The 15,202-nt window shown below is 69.1% G+C and carries 16 protein-coding genes and 1 tRNA gene; 9 read left to right on the top strand and 8 right to left on the bottom strand.

Annotation, left to right across the window (positions count from 1 at the left end; all coding sequences use genetic code 11):
- Positions 1-6: 6 nt before the first annotated feature.
- On the bottom strand, positions 7-285 hold the full coding sequence (locus tag KA711_08040) for a hypothetical protein (GenBank protein ID MCM0608935.1): 279 nt from the start codon (positions 283-285) through the stop codon (positions 7-9).
- Positions 286-370: 85 nt separating this feature from the next.
- Here KA711_08040 and KA711_08035 point away from each other — a divergent pair, with 85 nt between their 5' ends.
- The 5 genes from KA711_08035 to KA711_08015 all read left to right on the top strand — a co-directional run bounded on the left by KA711_08035 (position 371) and on the right by KA711_08015 (position 4,659).
- Entirely contained in the window at positions 371-1,672 is a 1,302-nt protein-coding gene (locus KA711_08035; GenBank protein ID MCM0608934.1) for a glutamyl-tRNA reductase, read from the top strand.
- 72 nt (positions 1,673-1,744) lie between these two features.
- Positions 1,745-2,839, top strand: a complete 1,095-nt coding sequence (gene prfA / locus KA711_08030) for a peptide chain release factor 1 (GenBank protein MCM0608933.1) — start codon at positions 1,745-1,747, stop codon at positions 2,837-2,839.
- Positions 2,832-3,674, top strand: coding sequence for a peptide chain release factor N(5)-glutamine methyltransferase (prmC, locus tag KA711_08025; protein ID MCM0608932.1), 843 nt, complete (start codon positions 2,832-2,834; stop codon positions 3,672-3,674). The genes prfA and prmC overlap by 8 nt, the downstream gene beginning before the upstream one ends.
- A gap of 93 nt (positions 3,675-3,767) precedes the next feature.
- Complete coding sequence (gene grxD / locus KA711_08020) at positions 3,768-4,082, top strand: Grx4 family monothiol glutaredoxin (GenBank protein ID MCM0608931.1); 315 nt, start codon at positions 3,768-3,770, stop codon at positions 4,080-4,082.
- A 13-nt stretch (positions 4,083-4,095) separates the two neighbouring features.
- Positions 4,096-4,659 carry a UbiX family flavin prenyltransferase gene (locus KA711_08015; GenBank protein MCM0608930.1) on the top strand — a complete coding sequence of 188 codons (564 nt, stop codon included), beginning with the start codon at positions 4,096-4,098 and terminating at the stop codon, positions 4,657-4,659.
- 15 nt (positions 4,660-4,674) lie between these two features.
- On the opposite strand, the gene KA711_08010 is transcribed toward KA711_08015, so the two are convergent.
- From KA711_08010 to KA711_08000, 3 genes are read right to left on the bottom strand one after another with little or no spacing between them, the layout of a single operon-like run.
- A complete protein-coding gene (locus KA711_08010) occupies positions 4,675-5,283 on the bottom strand; it encodes a lytic transglycosylase domain-containing protein (GenBank protein MCM0608929.1) in 609 nt (202 codons plus the stop codon).
- Positions 5,280-6,404, bottom strand: a complete 1,125-nt coding sequence (locus tag KA711_08005; protein MCM0608928.1) for a DUF418 domain-containing protein — start codon at positions 6,402-6,404, stop codon at positions 5,280-5,282. The genes KA711_08010 and KA711_08005 overlap by 4 nt, the downstream gene beginning before the upstream one ends.
- Before the next feature lie 23 nt (positions 6,405-6,427).
- Entirely contained in the window at positions 6,428-8,182 is a 1,755-nt protein-coding gene (locus tag KA711_08000) for a proline--tRNA ligase (protein MCM0608927.1), read from the bottom strand.
- 165 nt (positions 8,183-8,347) lie between these two features.
- Here KA711_08000 and KA711_07995 point away from each other — a divergent pair, with 165 nt between their 5' ends.
- Positions 8,348-8,932: an RNA pyrophosphohydrolase gene (locus KA711_07995; protein MCM0608926.1), complete on the top strand. Its 585-nt coding sequence runs from the start codon at positions 8,348-8,350 to the stop codon at positions 8,930-8,932.
- Here the strand turns inward: KA711_07995 and KA711_07990 are convergent, their stop codons facing one another.
- From KA711_07990 to rplU, 4 genes are all read right to left on the bottom strand, one after another.
- The gene (locus KA711_07990; protein MCM0608925.1) at positions 8,933-10,054 is read right to left on the bottom strand and encodes a glutamate 5-kinase; all 1,122 of its coding nucleotides are present in this window, start codon (positions 10,052-10,054) and stop codon (positions 8,933-8,935) included.
- Positions 10,051-11,151, bottom strand: coding sequence for a GTPase ObgE (gene obgE, locus KA711_07985; GenBank protein ID MCM0608924.1), 1,101 nt, complete (start codon positions 11,149-11,151; stop codon positions 10,051-10,053). The genes KA711_07990 and obgE overlap by 4 nt, the downstream gene beginning before the upstream one ends.
- A 64-nt stretch (positions 11,152-11,215) precedes the next feature.
- Entirely contained in the window at positions 11,216-11,473 is a 258-nt protein-coding gene (rpmA, locus tag KA711_07980) for a 50S ribosomal protein L27 (protein ID MCM0608923.1), read from the bottom strand.
- Between the two features lie 12 nt (positions 11,474-11,485).
- A complete protein-coding gene (gene rplU, locus KA711_07975) occupies positions 11,486-11,797 on the bottom strand; it encodes a 50S ribosomal protein L21 (protein MCM0608922.1) in 312 nt (103 codons plus the stop codon).
- Positions 11,798-12,008: 211 nt separating this feature from the next.
- On the opposite strand from rplU, the gene KA711_07970 reads away from it, so the two are divergent.
- From KA711_07970 to pilB, 3 genes are all read left to right on the top strand, one after another.
- On the top strand, positions 12,009-12,938 hold the full coding sequence (locus KA711_07970) for a polyprenyl synthetase family protein (GenBank protein MCM0608921.1): 930 nt from the start codon (positions 12,009-12,011) through the stop codon (positions 12,936-12,938).
- Positions 12,939-12,953: 15 nt separating this feature from the next.
- Positions 12,954-13,030: transfer RNA gene (locus KA711_07965), tRNA-Pro, on the top strand.
- A 409-nt stretch (positions 13,031-13,439) separates the two neighbouring features.
- The gene (pilB, locus tag KA711_07960) at positions 13,440-15,176 is read left to right on the top strand and encodes a type IV-A pilus assembly ATPase PilB (protein ID MCM0608920.1); all 1,737 of its coding nucleotides are present in this window, start codon (positions 13,440-13,442) and stop codon (positions 15,174-15,176) included.
- The last annotated feature ends 26 nt before the right edge of the window (positions 15,177-15,202 follow it).

Raw genomic sequence — 15,202 nt, 5'->3', positions numbered from 1 at the left:
GGCGCCTCAGCGCCCCGGCCCAAAGCCCCGCCACCACAGCGCGCCGGCCGTCGCCAGCACCATCCCGGCATAGGTGGCCATGCGGCCGTCGCGGCCGAACACCACCACGCCCAGCAGCACCACTGCCGCGGCCGCGGCCGCGGCTGCAACCGCCAGCCGACGCCAGGGCACGCCGGCCAGTTCACGCCGCCACAGCAGCTTGGCCAGCGCGGCCGCCAGCGTGCCAAGCATCAGCGCAGGCAGGAAGAGGTTGGCAAGATGCCAGACAGCGTCGAGCGGGCCCATCGGCTGGATCGCAGGTTTGACCAGGACAAAATGGCATCGACGCCCCGGGGTGGTGCGGCGGTCTGTCGACTCCTACAATTGTGGCGTGAGCGTCATCGCCCTCGGGCTCAATCACACCACGGCCCCGCTGGACCTCCGCGGCCGCTTGGCCTTTGCGCCCGAACAGACGGCCCCGGCCCTGCAGGCCCTGCGCCAGCAGCTGCAGCGGGCGGTGCCCGAGGCGGCGCTCGTATCCACTTGCAACCGCACCGAGCTCTACGTGGCCAGCGCCACGCCGACCGGCGCGGCCGAGCTGGTGCGGCCCGCGGTGGAGTGGCTGGCCACCCAGGGCGGCATCGCGCCGAATCAGCTGCAGTCGCACAGCTACGTGATGGAAGACCGCGCCGCCGCGCGCCACGCCTTCCGCGTGGCCAGCGGCCTGGACAGCATGGTGCTGGGTGAGCCGCAGATCCTGGGCCAGATGAAGCAGGCCGTGCGCCTGGCCGATGAAGCCGGCACCCTGGGCACCACGCTGCACCAGCTTTTCCAGCGCAGCTTCTCGGTGGCCAAGGAGGTGCGCAGCTCCACCGAGATCGGCGCCCACAGCGTGAGCATGGCGGCGGCCTCGGTGCGTTTGGCCTCGCAGCTGTTCGAAGACCTCGCCCAGATCAAGGTGCTGTTCGTGGGTGCCGGCGAGATGATCGAACTGGTGGCCACTCACTTTGCGGCGCGCACGCCCAAGACCATCGCGCTGGCCAACCGCACGCTCGAGCGCGGCGAGAAGCTGGCCGCACGCTTCGGCGCTGAGGCCATGCGCCTGGCCGACATGCCCGACCGGCTGCACGAGTTCGACGCCGTCGTCTCCTGCACCGCCAGCACCTTGCCCATCGTGGGTCTGGGCGCGGTGGAGCGGGCGCTGAAGGCGCGCCGCCGGCGGCCGATGTTCATGGTCGACCTGGCCGTGCCGCGCGACATCGAACCCGAGGTCGCGCGACTCCCGGACGTCTACCTCTACACCGTCGACGACCTCTCCACGCTGGTGCAGAGTGCCTCCGACAAGCGTCAGGCCGCCGTGCAGCAGGCCGAGGCCATCATCGACGCCGGTGTCAGCAGCTTCCAGCACTGGCTGGATCAACGCGCTGCCGTGCCGCTGATCCAGGCGCTCAACCGCCAGGCCGACGACTGGGTGGCACTGGAGCTGCACCGCGCCAAGAAGCTGCTGGCCAAGGGCGAGTCCATCGAGACCGTGCTCGAGGCCCTGAGTCGCGGTCTCACGCACAAGATGCTGCACGGCACCATGGCCGAGCTGCACGCGGCCGAGGGTGCCGAGCGCTTGCGTCTGGTCGACACGGTGTCGCGCCTTTTCCTGCGTTCCGGCCGCCCCGGCGGCGACGCCTCCTCCCGTTAGCACCGGCACGGCCGGGTCGGCGTGCTCTGCGGCGCGCCTTGGCCGGGCCGTGCGTCCTGGCCTGCCTGCCCCATGAACCCCACCCTGCGCAACCGCTTCGAGCGCCTGGCCCTGCGCCTGGCCGAGCTCGACGCCACGCTGTCCGACCCCGGCGTGGCCGCCGACGCCCAGCGCTACCGCGCCCTGCTGCGCGAGCAGGCCGAGGTGCAGGGCATCGTCACGCGCTGGCAGCGCTATCGCCAGCGCGAGGCCGACGCCGCCGCGGCGCGCGAGCTGCTGGACGGCGACGACGCCGAGATGGCGGCCATGGCCGCAGAAGAAATCGCCAGCGCCGAGGCCGAGATGCAGGGCTTGGAAGCCGAGCTGCAGACCGCCCTTCTGCCCAAGGACCCCGACGACGAGCGCAACGCCTTCCTCGAGATCCGCGCCGGCACCGGCGGTGACGAGAGCGCGCTGTTCGCCGGCGACCTGGCGCGCCTTTACCTGCGATTCTGCGAGCGTCAGGGCTGGCGCACCGAGGTGCTGTCGCAGAACGATTCCGAACAGGGCGGTTACAAGGAGATGGTGCTGCGTGTCGAGGGCGATTGCGTCTACGGCAAGCTTCGCTTCGAAAGCGGCGGCCACCGCGTGCAGCGCGTCCCCGCCACCGAGAGCCAGGGCCGCATCCACACATCAGCCTGCACGGTGGCGGTGATGCCCGAGCCCGATGAGGCCGAGGCCATCACGCTCAATCCGGCCGAGCTGCGCATCGACACCTTCCGCGCCAGCGGTGCGGGCGGCCAGCACGTCAACAAGACCGACAGCGCCATCCGCATCACGCACCTGCCCACGGGTCTGGTGGCCGAGTGCCAGGACGACCGCAGCCAGCACCGCAACAAGGCCAAGGCCATGGCCGTGCTGCAGGCGCGCCTGCGCGAAAAGGAAGCCAGCGAACGCGCCGCCAAGGAAGCCGCCACACGCAAGAGCCTGGTCGGCAGCGGCGACCGCAGCGACCGCATTCGCACCTACAACTTTCCGCAGGGCCGGCTGACCGACCACCGCATCAACCTCACGCTGTACAAGCTGCAGCAGGTGATGGACGGCGACCTCGGCGACGTCATCGACGCGCTGGTGGCCGCGCGCGCAGCCGAGCAGCTGGCCGAGCTGGGGGGTGGCGGCGGTGGCTGAGGCCACGCTCGCGCAGCTGCTGCACGAGGCCCGCGCGCTGGGCCTGGACCGCTTCGACACCCAGGCCCTGGCCAGCTGCGTGCTGCAGCGGCCGCGCGCCTGGCTGCTGGCGCACGCCGACGAGCCGCTGGACGCCACGACGGCTGAGCAGCTGCGCGCCCTGCTGCGCCGCCGCGCCGCCGGCGAGCCCGTGGCCTACCTCACCGGCTGGCGCGGCTTCCACGGTCTGGAACTGAAGGTGAGCCCGGCCGTGCTGGATCCGCGTCCCGACACCGAGACGCTGGTCGACTGGGCGCTCGAGTTGCTGGCCAACGAACTGAGCGGCATCACCACGCCCCAGGTGGCCGACCTGGGCACCGGCAGCGGTGCCATCGCGCTGGCCGTGGCCCGTGCCTGCCCGCGCGCCGTGCTTCGCGCCGTGGACGCCAGCGCCGACGCCCTGGCCGTGGCACGCGCCAACGGCACGCGGCTGGGCCTGCCGGTGCAGTGGCTGCAGGGCTCATGGTGGCAGCCGCTGGCCGCGCCGCAGCTGCACCTGGTGCTGAGCAACCCACCCTACCTGGGCGCCGACGACCCCCACCTGCCGGCGCTGCGCCACGAGCCACGCACGGCCCTGGTGCCCGCTGCGGGCGATGCGCTGGCCGACCTGCGCGCCATCGTGACCGGCGCCGCGGCGCATCTGGCGCCCGGCGGCTGGCTGCTGCTGGAGCACGGCTTCCAGCAGGCCGAGGCCGTGGCCGCGTTGCTGGCGGCGGCCGGCTTCGAGGCCCTCGGCCACCGGCGAGACCTCGCCGGCCACCCCCGCTGCACCGGCGGCCGACGGCCGCACGACTGACCCGTCCGCCCGATGCACCCGCCCTGCCCGCTGCGTTGACTCCCGCGCGGCGCTACGATCCCAGCCCTGTTCCGCAGCCAATCAAGCAACACCATGAGCGACGTCCAGCAGCGCATCGACGAGATGGTCAAGGGCCACAAGGTCATGCTCTTCATGAAGGGCACGGCCCAGTTCCCCCAGTGCGGCTTCTCTGGCCGCGCCATCCAGCTCCTCAAGGCCGCGGGCGCCAGCGGCGTGAGCACCTTCAACGTGCTCGAGGACGACGAGGTCCGCCAGGGCATCAAGGACTACGCCAACTGGCCCACGATCCCGCAGCTCTACGTCAACGGCGAGTTCGTCGGCGGCTCGGACATCATGATGGAGATGTACCAGTCGGGCGAGCTGCAGCAGCTGCTGGCGAAAACCTGAGGTGACGGCGGCCCTGCCCGCCCGCCTGGTGGTGGGCATCAGCGGCGCCACGGGCGCGCTGTACCCGGTGACGCTGCTCAAGCGCGCGCGGGCGCTGGGCGTGGAGACGCACCTGGTGGCCACGCCCTCGGGCGTGCTCAACGTGCACCACGAGCTGGGCCTCGCGCGCGGCGAGCTCGAGGCGCTGGCGGACCACGCCTACGCACCTGGCGACGTGGGCGCCTGCATCGCCAGCGGCAGCTTCGGCACCGCAGCGATGGTGGTGTCGCCGTGCTCGATGAAGACGCTGGCCGCGATCGCGCACGGCCTGTCGGACAACCTGCTCACGCGGGCTGCCGACGTCACGCTCAAGGAGCGGCGGCGGCTGGTGCTGATGGTGCGCGAGACGCCCTTCAACCTGGCCCACCTGCGCAACATGACGGCCGTCACCGAGATGGGCGGCATCGTCTTCCCGCCGCTGCCGGCCTTCTACCTGAAACCGGCCAGCATCGACGAGATGGTCGCCGAAGGCGTGGAACGCGTGCTGGCCCTGGTGGGCGTTGCCAGCGCCGCACCCAAGGCCTGGAAGGGGCTGTAGCCCGGCAGCGCGGCGTCAGGCACTGGGGAGGTCCCACTGCCGGCGCGCGCCGAACACGAGCTTGGGGTACTCCATGCGGCCGTGGCTGCCGTTGTAGCGGCCCAGCGCCATGACGAGATCGCCGCGCTCGCGCTCGAGGTAGTGGCGCAGGATCACGCAGCCGAAACGCAGGTTCGTCTGGGTATAGAAGAGCCTGCGTTCGTCACCTTCGCCGATCAAGCGCGCCCAGAACGGCATCACCTGCATGTAGCCCCGCGCGCCGGCGCGGCTGATGGCGTACTTGCGAAAGCCGCTCTCCACCTGGATGAGTCCCAGCACCAGCGCCGTCTCCAGGGCGGCGCGGCGGCTCTCGTACCACAAGGTCTCGAGGAACTCGATGCGCACGTGGTGCTCGGCCTTGCGCCGCTTGAGGCGGTCGCTGGCCGCGCCCAGCCAGCGCAGATAGGCCATGCGTTCGTCCGTGCTCGCGAAGCGGGGCTTGGGCGGCGCGCGCTCGGACACCGCGGCCGACAGGGCCGTGCGCACGGCGTCCGACAGCGGCTCCTCCAACTGGGCGCCAGCCTGGGCCGTGCGGCCGGGCAACAGCAGCAGCGGCAGGCTCAGGCAGGCACGGCGGCTGGTCATCGCCGGATTGCCCAGGCCATCCAGGCTTCGAGCGGCCAACGGCGCTTGCCGCTCGTGTGCGCTGCCAACCCGGCCGCCGCCCACAGCAGGAGCGCGAATGCAAGCAGGCCGAAGGGGCCTGGCTGCAGACCCAGCCCGACACCGCTGAAGAGCAGCACGCAGAACAGGCCATGGCCCACGTACAGCGTGAGCGTGCGTTGGCCCAAGGGTGCCAGTGCCTGCGGCCAGCGCGCGTGCCGCGCATGCTGGGCCAGTGCGGTCACCATCACCATCGACAGCAGCGGCCCGACCGAAAAGCCCAGCAGCTCAACCATGCCCAGGGCGGCGCGGTCGCCGCCGAAGACGACATAGCCCAGGCCATAGACCGCATTGAGCACGAGCGCAGGCCAGGCCCAACGGCGCAGCAGCTGCAGGCGCTGCTGCTCCCAGCGCCGATGCGTCAACCAGCGCAGGCGCGCCGCGGCAACTCCCGCCAGCATCAGCAGTCGCAGCAGGGCGAAGCCGATGAACAGGGTCCCGACCTGGATGAACAGATAGCCCTCGGCGTTCAGCCGCCAGAACTCGGGCCAGCTGGCCACGTCGGTGAAGTTGGGCTCGGCGTCTGCGCCGAGGTCGGCGGCCGGAGCCCATGCCAGGCCCGCCAGCACCACCACGGCCGCCACGGCACCCACCACCAGGGCCCAGATGAGCGCGCGTCGCAGCACCCGGCGCAAGCGCCCCCAGGGCGCCGTGGCGTGGCGCAGCACCAGCCCACCGATCAGCGCGTACATGGTGAGGATGTCGCCGAAGTAGATGAAGACGCCATGCAGCACCCCGAGCACCAGCAGCCAGCGCTGGCGCGACCGCGCGCGCTCCAGGGCCTCAGCCTGCGGCCGGCTGGCCAGCGCCATCGCGAGGCTCATGCCAAACAGGAAGGCCAGGATGGGATACGCCTTGCCCTGGACAAGAAAAGCGCACAAGCCCTGCAGCAGCCGCGCAGCACCGCCCGCCCGCGCGGCCGCGTCGCCCAGCAAGGCGCCCCAGGGGCTGCTGAGATAAACTGCGGCATTGACCACGAGCACGCCCAGCAGCGCCAGCGCACGCAGCGCATCCGGGAGTGGCTCGCGAACCCCTCTCGACACAGGCTCGGCGGGTCGCCAGCCGCTCAGTGGCGAGCGGGCAGCGCCGCCACGGCCTTGGCGGCCGCCTCGGCCAGCGGCACCACGGTGGCGCCGCTGTCGCGCCGGCCTTGCATCTCCACCGTACCGGCCTTCAGGCCGCGGTCGGAAATCACCAGTCGCAACGGCACGCCGATCAGTTCCCAGTCGGCGAACATGGCCCCGGGGCGCTCGCCGCGGTCGTCGAGCACCACGTCGATGCCGGCGGCAGCCAGCTCGTCGTGCAGCTGCTCCGCGGCGGCCTTCACGTCGGGGCTGCGGTCCATGCCGATGGGGCAGATCACACACTCGAAAGGCGCAATCGCCGCCGGCCAGATCATGCCGCGCTCATCAAAGTTCTGCTCGATGGCCGCGCCCAGCACGCGCGTCACGCCGATGCCGTAGCAACCCATCTCGAAGGGCTGGGGCTTGCCGTTCTCGTCCAGGAAAGTGGCACCCATCGGCACGCTGTACTTCTTGGTGCCGAGGTAGAAGACATGGCCCACCTCGATGCCGCGCTGAATGGCGAGCGCGCCCTGACCATCGGGACTGGGGTCGCCGACCACGACGTTGCGGATGTCGGCCACCAGATCGGGTTCGGGCAGATCGCGGCCCCAGTTGACGCCCGTCAGGTGGACGTCGGGCTCGTTGGCGCCGCAGACGAAGTCGGCCATGTTCGCCACGGTGCGGTCGGCCACGACCTTGACGGGCATCTTCAGGCCGATCGGCCCCAGGTAGCCGGGCTTGCAGCCGAAGTGCGCCTCGATCTCGGCCACGGTGGCGAAGCGCCAGCCGGCCTTCAGGCCCGGCACCTTCCCGGTTTTCACCTCGTTGAGGCTGTGGTCGCCGCGCACGAGCAGCAGCCACACCGTCGTCTTGGCGATGTCGCCCTTGTCGTCGAGCTCGTCGGTCGCCAGCACCAGGGACTTCACGGTCTGCGCCAGCGGCAGCCTCAGCAGCTCCGCCACGTCTTCGCAGGTGCTCTTGCCGGGCGTGGGGGTCTGCGCCATCTCCTGCGTGGCCGCGCCACGCTGCACGATGAGCGGCAGGGCCTCGGCGAGTTCGATGTTGGCGGCGTAGTCGCTGTTGGGGCAGTAGACGATCGCATCCTCCCCCGTGTCGGCGATCACCTGGAACTCGTGCGAGGCGTCGCCGCCGATGGCGCCGGTGTCGGCAGCCACGGCCCGGTACTGCAGGCCGAAGCGGTCGAAGATGTGCCTGTAGGCCTCGAACATGAGCTGGTAGCTCTTCAGCGCGCTGTTCTTGTCACGGTCAAAGGAGTACGCGTCCTTCATCGTGAACTCGCGGCCCCGCATGAGGCCGAAGCGCGGCCGACGCTCGTCGCGGAACTTGGTCTGGATGTGGAAGAAGTTGCGCGGCAGTTGTCTGTAGCTGCGCAACTCCTGCCGGGCGATGTCGGTGATGACCTCTTCGCTCGTGGGCTGGATCACGAAGTCGCGCTGGTGGCGGTCCTTCACGCGCAGCAGTTCGGGGCCGTAGGCCTGGAAGCGGCCGGTCTCCATCCACAACTCGGCAGGCTGAACCACGGGCATCAGCAACTCCACGGCGCCGGCACGCACCATCTCCTCTCGGATGATGGCCTCGACCTTGCGGATCACACGAAGGCCCAGAGGCATGTAGCTGTAGATGCCGGCGCCGAGCCGCTTGATGAAGCCGGCGCGCATCATCAGCCGGTGGCTGGCGACCTCTGCGTCGGAGGGCGCTTCCTTGAGGGTGGAGATGAGGGTCTGGGAGGCTTTCATGTGGCTCTTCGGGTGGGCCCGGCGTGTCGGCCCTGCCGGGCAAGCACCCCTCCAGCGCCGAAGCCGCCTGCTGACTGCATGCCGGCAACGGTTGCGGGTTTCCCGGGTTCCGGGGTCGCACCGTTGCGGTGCAATAATGAAATCAGTCACAAATCGGGGTTCATTATGCTCGACCGGGAAGGCTTCAGGCCCAACGTCGGCATCGTTCTGCTGAACTCGCGCAATCAGGTGTTCTGGGGCAAACGCCTCCGCACGCACTCCTGGCAGTTCCCGCAGGGCGGCATCCAGCATGGCGAAACGCCGGAGCAGGCGATGCTGCGCGAGTTGCACGAGGAAGTCGGCTTGCGCCCCGATCATGTGCAGATCATGGGGCGCACGCGCGACTGGCTGCGCTACGAGGTGCCCGACCACTTCATCCGCAGGGAAGCACGCGGTCATTACCGTGGCCAGAAGCAGATCTGGTTCCTGCTGCGCCTGCTCGGCCGCGACAGCGACATGAACCTGCGCGCCACCGATCACCCTGAGTTCGACGCCTGGCGTTGGAACGACTACTGGGTACCGCTGGACATGGTCATCGAGTTCAAGCGCGGCGTCTATGAGTTGGCGCTTACCGAACTGGCCCGCTACCTGCCGCGCACCAATCACCAAAACCGTTATCTGCGCACGGGACTGCGGGCCAGACGGCAGGGGCCCGAGGCGCGCAACACCAGCCCGTCGCCGATGCCCGAGGGCGGCGAACCCACGGGGTGATCAGCAGGTCAGCACCAGGTTGTCGCGGTGGATCAACTCCGGCTCGTTGGCATAGCCCAGCAGCGTCTCGATCTGCGAGCTGGGCTTGCGCGCGATCAGGCGCGACTCGGCTGACGAGTAGTTAGCCAGTCCGCGAGCGATCTCCAGGCCAGCGCCCTGCGTGCGCACCGCGATCACGTCACCGCGCGCGAACTCGCCCTCGACCTCGTGCACGCCGATGGGCAGCAAGCTCTTGCCCTCGTCGCGCAACTTGGCCACCGCGCCCGCGTCCACGCGCACGGCGCCCCGCAGCTGCAGGTGGTCGAGCATCCACTGCTTGCGCGCCGCCAGCTTGGCGGTGCCGGCCACCAGCGCGCTGCCGATGGCCTCGCCCGAGGCCAGGCGCAGCAGCAGATCGCGCTCGCGGCCCCAGGCGATGATGGTGCTCGTGCCGCTGCGTGCCGCGCGCTTGGCTGCCAGCACCTTGGTGAGCATGCCCCCGCGGCCAATGGCGCTGCCGGCGCCGCCGGCCATGGCCTCCAGCGCCGGGTCGCCGGCGGTGGCCACGTCGATGAAGCGGGCGGCCGGATCCTTGCGCGGGTCGGCGCTGAAGAGGCCGCGCTGGTCGGTGAGGATCACGTAGGCATCGGCGTCCACCAGGTTGGCCACGAGCGCGCCCAACGTGTCGTTGTCGCCGAACTTGATTTCGTCATTGACGACGGTGTCGTTCTCGTTGATCACCGGGATCACGCCCAGGGACAGCAGCGTGAGCAGCGTCGAGCGCGCGTTGAGGTAGCGCTCGCGGTCGGCGAGGTCGGCGTGCGTCAGCAGCACCTGGGCGCTAGGCATGCCATGTTCGCGCAGCCGCGTCTCGTACATCTGCACCAGGCCCATCTGGCCCACAGCGGCCGCGGCCTGCAGCTCGTGCAGCTGCTTCGGGCGCGTGGCCCAGCCCAGGCGCTTCATGCCCTCGGCAATGGCGCCGCTGGACACCATCACCAACTCTCGCCCTTCGCGCGCCAGAGCGGCGAGCTGGCGCGACCAGTTGTCGATGGCCTCGGCATCGACACCCCGGCCCTCGTTGGTGACGAGGCTGGAGCCAACCTTGACGACGATGCGGCGGGCTGACTGCAGCACGCTCATCGTGCGGCCTCGTCGTCTTGAACCTTACCCTCCGAGGACGGTGGCGACGCATCGAAGCGCAGGTCGGGCGCGGGCGGAGGCGGCGGCAGTTGCTCGGCCACGAAGTTCTGGATCTTCTCCAGCAGCGGCTGCAGCCCGTCGCGCGCCAATGCCGAGATGGCGAACACCGGGCCCTTCCAGCGCAGGCGCTTCACGCAGTCCTTGACACGCGCCTGGCGCTCCTCGGGCGGCACCATGTCGAGCTTGTTGAACACCAGCCAGCGCGGCTTGGCATGGAGCGCGGGGTCGTACTTCTTCAGCTCGGCGACGATGGCCCGGGCCTGGGCAACGGGGTCGACGCTGTCGTCGAAGGGCGCCACGTCCACGATGTGCAGCAGAAGGCGCGTGCGCTGCAGGTGGCGCAGGAACTGGTGGCCCAGGCCCGCGCCTTCGCTGGCGCCTTCGATCAAGCCGGGGATGTCGGCGATGACGAAGCTGCGCTCCGGCCCCACGCGCACCACGCCCAGATTGGGATGCAGCGTGGTGAACGGGTAGTCCGCGATCTTGGGCCGCGCGTTGCTGACGGCCGCGATGAAGGTGCTCTTGCCCGCGTTGGGCATGCCCAGAAGGCCCACGTCGGCCAGCACGCGCAACTCGAGCTGCAGCTTGAAGGCCTCACCCGGCCAGCCCGGTGTCTTCTGGCGCGGGCTGCGGTTGGTGCTGCTCTTGAAGTGCAGGTTGCCGAAGCCACCGTCACCACCCTTGGCCAGCAGCACACGCTGGCCGTGCTGCAGCAGCTCGGCCATCGTCCCGCCGGTGTCGGCATTGCGGATGATGGTGCCCACCGGCATGCGCATGTCGATGTCGGCACCGGCGGCGCCGAACTGGTCGGACCCACGGCCGGCCTCGCCGTTCTTGGCATCGAAGCGGCGCGTGTAGCGGTAGTCGATGAGCGTGTTGATGTTCTGGTCGGCCACCGCGAACACACTGCCGCCACGGCCACCGTCACCACCATTGGGGCCGCCGAAGGGGATGAACTTCTCGCGCCGGAAGCTCACGCAGCCGGCCCCGCCGTGGCCGGCCGAGATGTCGATGGTGGCTTCGTCGAAGAACTTCATGTTGCCGAGGCCTCAACGAAGAAGCCCCGGCGGGCCGGGGCTTCGCGGTAAGGAAGCGTGCCGCTCAGGCCGCCGTGACGAACACCGTCTGGCGGTTCAGCTCGCCCTTGACGTCGAACGACACCGTGCCATCGACCAGCGCAAACAGCGTGTGGTCGCGGCCCATGCCCACGCCACGACCGGCGTGAAACTTGGTGCCGCGCTGGCGCACGATGATCGCGCCTGCGCTGACCGCCTGACCGCCGTAGACCTTGACGCCAAGCATCTTCGGCTGAGAATCGCGGCCGTTGCGGGTGGAGCCGCCGCCCTTTTTCTGTGCCATGGTGAGTGCTCCTTAGCCGTTGACCGCAGCGATCTGCAGCTCGGTGTAGGTCTGGCGGTGGCCGCCGTGCTTTTGATAGTGCTTGCGGCGACGCATCTTGAAGATGCGCACCTTGTCGTGCTTGCCATGGGCCACGACCGTGGCCATGACGCTCGCACCCGCGACCCAGGGCGTACCCACCTTCAGCTCAGCGCCCTCGCCCACGGCGAGGACCTGCTCGATGGTGATCTCCTGGCCCACGTCCGCAGCAATCTGTTCTACCTTGATCTTTTCGCCGGCAGCGACCTTGTATTGCTTGCCACCGGTTTTTATGACCGCGTACATGTGGAGGACCTTTCAGTGAAGCTCCGCGCTTGGCGCAGAGCCTTTGAATATAGCACGGCGGAGGATCATGCAGCCGGCCCGCAGCCTGGCGCCGCGTCTGGCGGAACGGCCGACCCGGCGGACTTCCTATAATCAGCACCTGCAGTCGTCATCCGCCGTGCTGAACGCCACCGTCCCCGTCATTGCTGCCGCCGACCCGCTGGACACGGCGATGCGGAGGGTTGATGAGGTCATCCGCGAGCGGCTCGCGTCGCGCGTGGCGCTGGTCAACCAGATTTCGCAGTACATCGTCGGCGCCGGCGGCAAGCGGATCCGGCCACGGCTGGTGCTGCTGTTCTCCGAAGCCCTGGGCTTCGATGGCCCCGAGCGCCACGAGCTTGCGGCCATCGTGGAGTTCATCCACACCGCCACGCTGCTGCACGACGACGTTGTCGACGAGTCGGCCTTGCGGCGCGGTCGCGCCACCGCGAACACCATGTTCGGCAACGCTGCCAGCGTGCTGGTGGGCGATTTCCTGTACTCGCGAGCCTTCCAGATGATGGTGTCGGTCAACCGCATGCACGTGCTGCGCGTGCTGGCCGACGCCACCAACGTCATCGCCGAAGGCGAGGTGCTGCAGCTGATGAACATGCACGACCCCGATCTCACGATCGAGGACTACCTGCAGGTCATCCGATTCAAGACTGCGAAGCTGTTCGAGGCCAGCGCCCGGCTGGGCGCCGTGGTGGCCGGAGCCTCGGCCGAGGTCGAGGAGGCCGCCGGGGCCTACGGCCGCGCACTGGGAACGGCCTTCCAACTCGTCGATGATCTTCTTGACTACGAAGGCGACAGCCACAAACTCGGCAAGAACGTCGGCGACGACCTGCGCGAGGGCAAGCCCACACTGCCGCTGTTGCTGGCAATGGCGCGCGCCACGCCGCGTGAGCGGGAGACGCTGCGCGAGGCGATCGAGCTCGGCGGCGAGCACCGTCTCGATGAGATCCTGGCGATCGTCCGCCGCACGGGTGCGCTGCAGGGCACGCGCGACGCCGCCCAGGCCGAGGCCGACTCAGCGCGCCAGGCGTTGGCCAAGCTGCCGCCGTCGAGGGCCCGCGAAGCTCTGCTAGAATTATCGGTTCGGGCGGTGAACAGGTCTTCCTGAGCGCGACGCCCGAAACGGGGTGTAGCTTAGCCTGGTAGAGCGCTACGTTCGGGACGTAGAGGCCGGAGGTTCGAATCCTCTCACCCCGACCAGGATTTCTTGGAATCTCAAGGACTCCAAGGACTTGCGAAGCCCCGCACTGCGGGGCTTCGTCGTTTCGGCGGGCGTTGGCTGCTTGGGTTCTTCTGGCTTGTTGCCCCCTTGCCTCCCCAACGACAGAGGACGGCTCGCCAATCTTGGCAGCCTGGGAGCGTGGGCGGCGGAAATCCAGCCCCGCCTTGGGCCGACTTCGGGGCCCAGGCCAGGCGCCGCGCGCGGCCCGGGCTGTACGCCCGGGTCCGCGTCGCAACGCCGCATGGGCCCCGAAATCGGCCCAACCCCAAGGGCCGGGCGGCCAAAGCCGCTGGCGGAGGTTGCGCCGGACAGGGAGACGGTGCGTTTACACCTCTTGGCGGATCGGCGATGATGGCAATTTCCCCGTCACACCCCGTCCGCTTGCCGATGGCCGCCGAAACGCAGGTCGATCCATCCCCGCCGCCGTTGTCGGCGCCCCTCTCGGGCGTGGCCCGCGTGCTGGTCAATGCCGGAAAGCTGTCGGCCAAGACGGCCGAGGAACTGTCCAAGAGCTCGCGCGACCGCAAGGCCAGCTTCCTGGCCACCATGGTGGGGGCCAACGCCGCCAGGCCCGACGAGATCGCGCACGCGCTGTCCACGGCGCTGGCGCTGCCGCTTCTCGACCTCAACGCGGTCGACCTGCAGAAGCTGCCGCGCAACATCATCGACTCGAAGATCGCCAACCAGTACCAGCTGATCGCCCTGGGCAAGCGGGGCAACCGCATCTTCCTTGGGGCCGCCGACCCCACCGATCAGGAAGCCAGCGAACGCATCAAGTTCGCGCTTCAGCTGCAACCCGAGTGGGTGATCGTCGAGTACGACAAGCTGGTGCGCCAGCTCGACAGCCAGAGCATCAGCGCCAACGAGACCTTGGAGACGCTGGCCAGCGGCGACTTCGAATTCGACGTCACCGAAGGGGACGGCGCCCAGCAGGAGAGCCAGGAGGTCACGGCCGATGTCGAGGACGCGCCGGTCGTCCGCTTCCTGCAGAAGATGCTGATCGACGCCATCAACTTGCGAGCGTCGGACCTTCACTTCGAGCCCTACGAGCACAGCTACCGCGTCCGCTTCCGCATCGACGGCGAACTGCGAGAGATCACCCAGCCGCCGATCGCCATCAAGGACAAGCTGGCCTCGCGCATCAAGGTCATCTCGCGCATGGACATTGCCGAGAAACGCGTGCCGCAAGACGGCCGCATGAAGCTGAAGTTCGGCAGCAAGGCCATCGACTTCCGCGTCAGCACGCTGCCCACGCTGTTCGGCGAGAAGGTGGTGATCCGCATCCTCGATCCATCCAGCGCCAAGGTCGGCATCGAGGCCCTCGGCTACGAGAAGATCGAGAAAGACCGCCTGATGGCTGCCATTCAGCGGCCTTACGGCATGGTGCTGGTCACCGGCCCCACCGGTTCGGGCAAGACGCTGTCGCTCTACACCTGCCTGAACATGCTCAACCAGCCGGGCGTGAACATTGCCACGGTCGAGGACCCGGCCGAGATCAACCTGCCCGGCATCAACCAAGTCAACGTCAACGACAAGGCCGGCCTCACGTTTGCCGCAGCGCTGAAGAGCTTCCTGCGCCAGGACCCGGACATCATCATGGTCGGCGAGATTCGCGACCTGGAGACGGCCGACATCGCCATCAAGGCCGCTCAGACCGGCCACCTGGTGATGAGCACGCTGCACACGAACGACGCACCCACGACGCTGACGCGCCTCATGAACATGGGCGTGGCGCCGTTCAACATCGCGTCGAGCGTCCTGCTGATCACGGCGCAGCGTCTGGCGCGCAAGCTCTGCGAGAGCTGCAAGAAGCCGGCGGACTACCCGCGCGAGAGCCTGCAGAAGGCCGGCTTCAAGCCCGAAGACCTGGACGGCAGTTGGAGGCCCTACCGCGCCGTGGGCTGCAGTTCATGCACAAATGGTTACCGTGGACGGGTCGGCATCTACCAGGTGATGCCGATGACCGAGGCGATGCAGCGCATCATCCTGACACAGGGTACGGCGCTGGACATCGCCAAGCGGGCCGAAGCCGATGGCGTGCGCGACCTGCGCCAGTCCGGCCTGGTCAAGGTTCGTGCCGGCGTCACCACGCTCGAGGAAGTGATCACGGTCACCAACGAGTGATGCCCGCCACTGCCGCCATCCACGAA

The sequence above is a fragment of the Ideonella sp. WA131b genome (genome assembly GCA_023657425.1).
Classification (GTDB): Bacteria; Pseudomonadota; Gammaproteobacteria; order Burkholderiales; family Burkholderiaceae_C; genus Rubrivivax.
The sequence above is the reverse complement of the archived record's forward strand: the minus strand, read 5'-3'. Positions and strand labels throughout refer to the sequence as shown.

Excerpts from the sequence above, each read along its gene's own strand:
- KA711_08040 (MCM0608935.1), bottom strand. The coding sequence starts at position 285 with ATGGGCCCGCTCGACGCTGTCTGGCATCTTGCCAACCTCTTCCTGCCT.
- prfA (MCM0608933.1), top strand. The coding sequence starts at position 1,745 with ATGAACCCCACCCTGCGCAACCGCTTCGAGCGCCTGGCCCTGCGCCTG.
- grxD (MCM0608931.1), top strand. The coding sequence starts at position 3,768 with ATGAGCGACGTCCAGCAGCGCATCGACGAGATGGTCAAGGGCCACAAG.
- KA711_08010 (MCM0608929.1), bottom strand. The coding sequence starts at position 5,283 with ATGACCAGCCGCCGTGCCTGCCTGAGCCTGCCGCTGCTGCTGTTGCCC.
- KA711_08000 (MCM0608927.1), bottom strand. The coding sequence starts at position 8,182 with ATGAAAGCCTCCCAGACCCTCATCTCCACCCTCAAGGAAGCGCCCTCC.
- KA711_07995 (MCM0608926.1), top strand. The coding sequence starts at position 8,348 with ATGCTCGACCGGGAAGGCTTCAGGCCCAACGTCGGCATCGTTCTGCTG.
- KA711_07990 (MCM0608925.1), bottom strand. The coding sequence starts at position 10,054 with ATGAGCGTGCTGCAGTCAGCCCGCCGCATCGTCGTCAAGGTTGGCTCC.
- obgE (MCM0608924.1), bottom strand. The coding sequence starts at position 11,151 with ATGAAGTTCTTCGACGAAGCCACCATCGACATCTCGGCCGGCCACGGC.
- rpmA (MCM0608923.1), bottom strand. The coding sequence starts at position 11,473 with ATGGCACAGAAAAAGGGCGGCGGCTCCACCCGCAACGGCCGCGATTCT.
- rplU (MCM0608922.1), bottom strand. The coding sequence starts at position 11,797 with ATGTACGCGGTCATAAAAACCGGTGGCAAGCAATACAAGGTCGCTGCC.
- KA711_07970 (MCM0608921.1), top strand. The coding sequence starts at position 12,009 with ATGCGGAGGGTTGATGAGGTCATCCGCGAGCGGCTCGCGTCGCGCGTG.
- pilB (MCM0608920.1), top strand. The coding sequence starts at position 13,440 with ATGGCCGCCGAAACGCAGGTCGATCCATCCCCGCCGCCGTTGTCGGCG.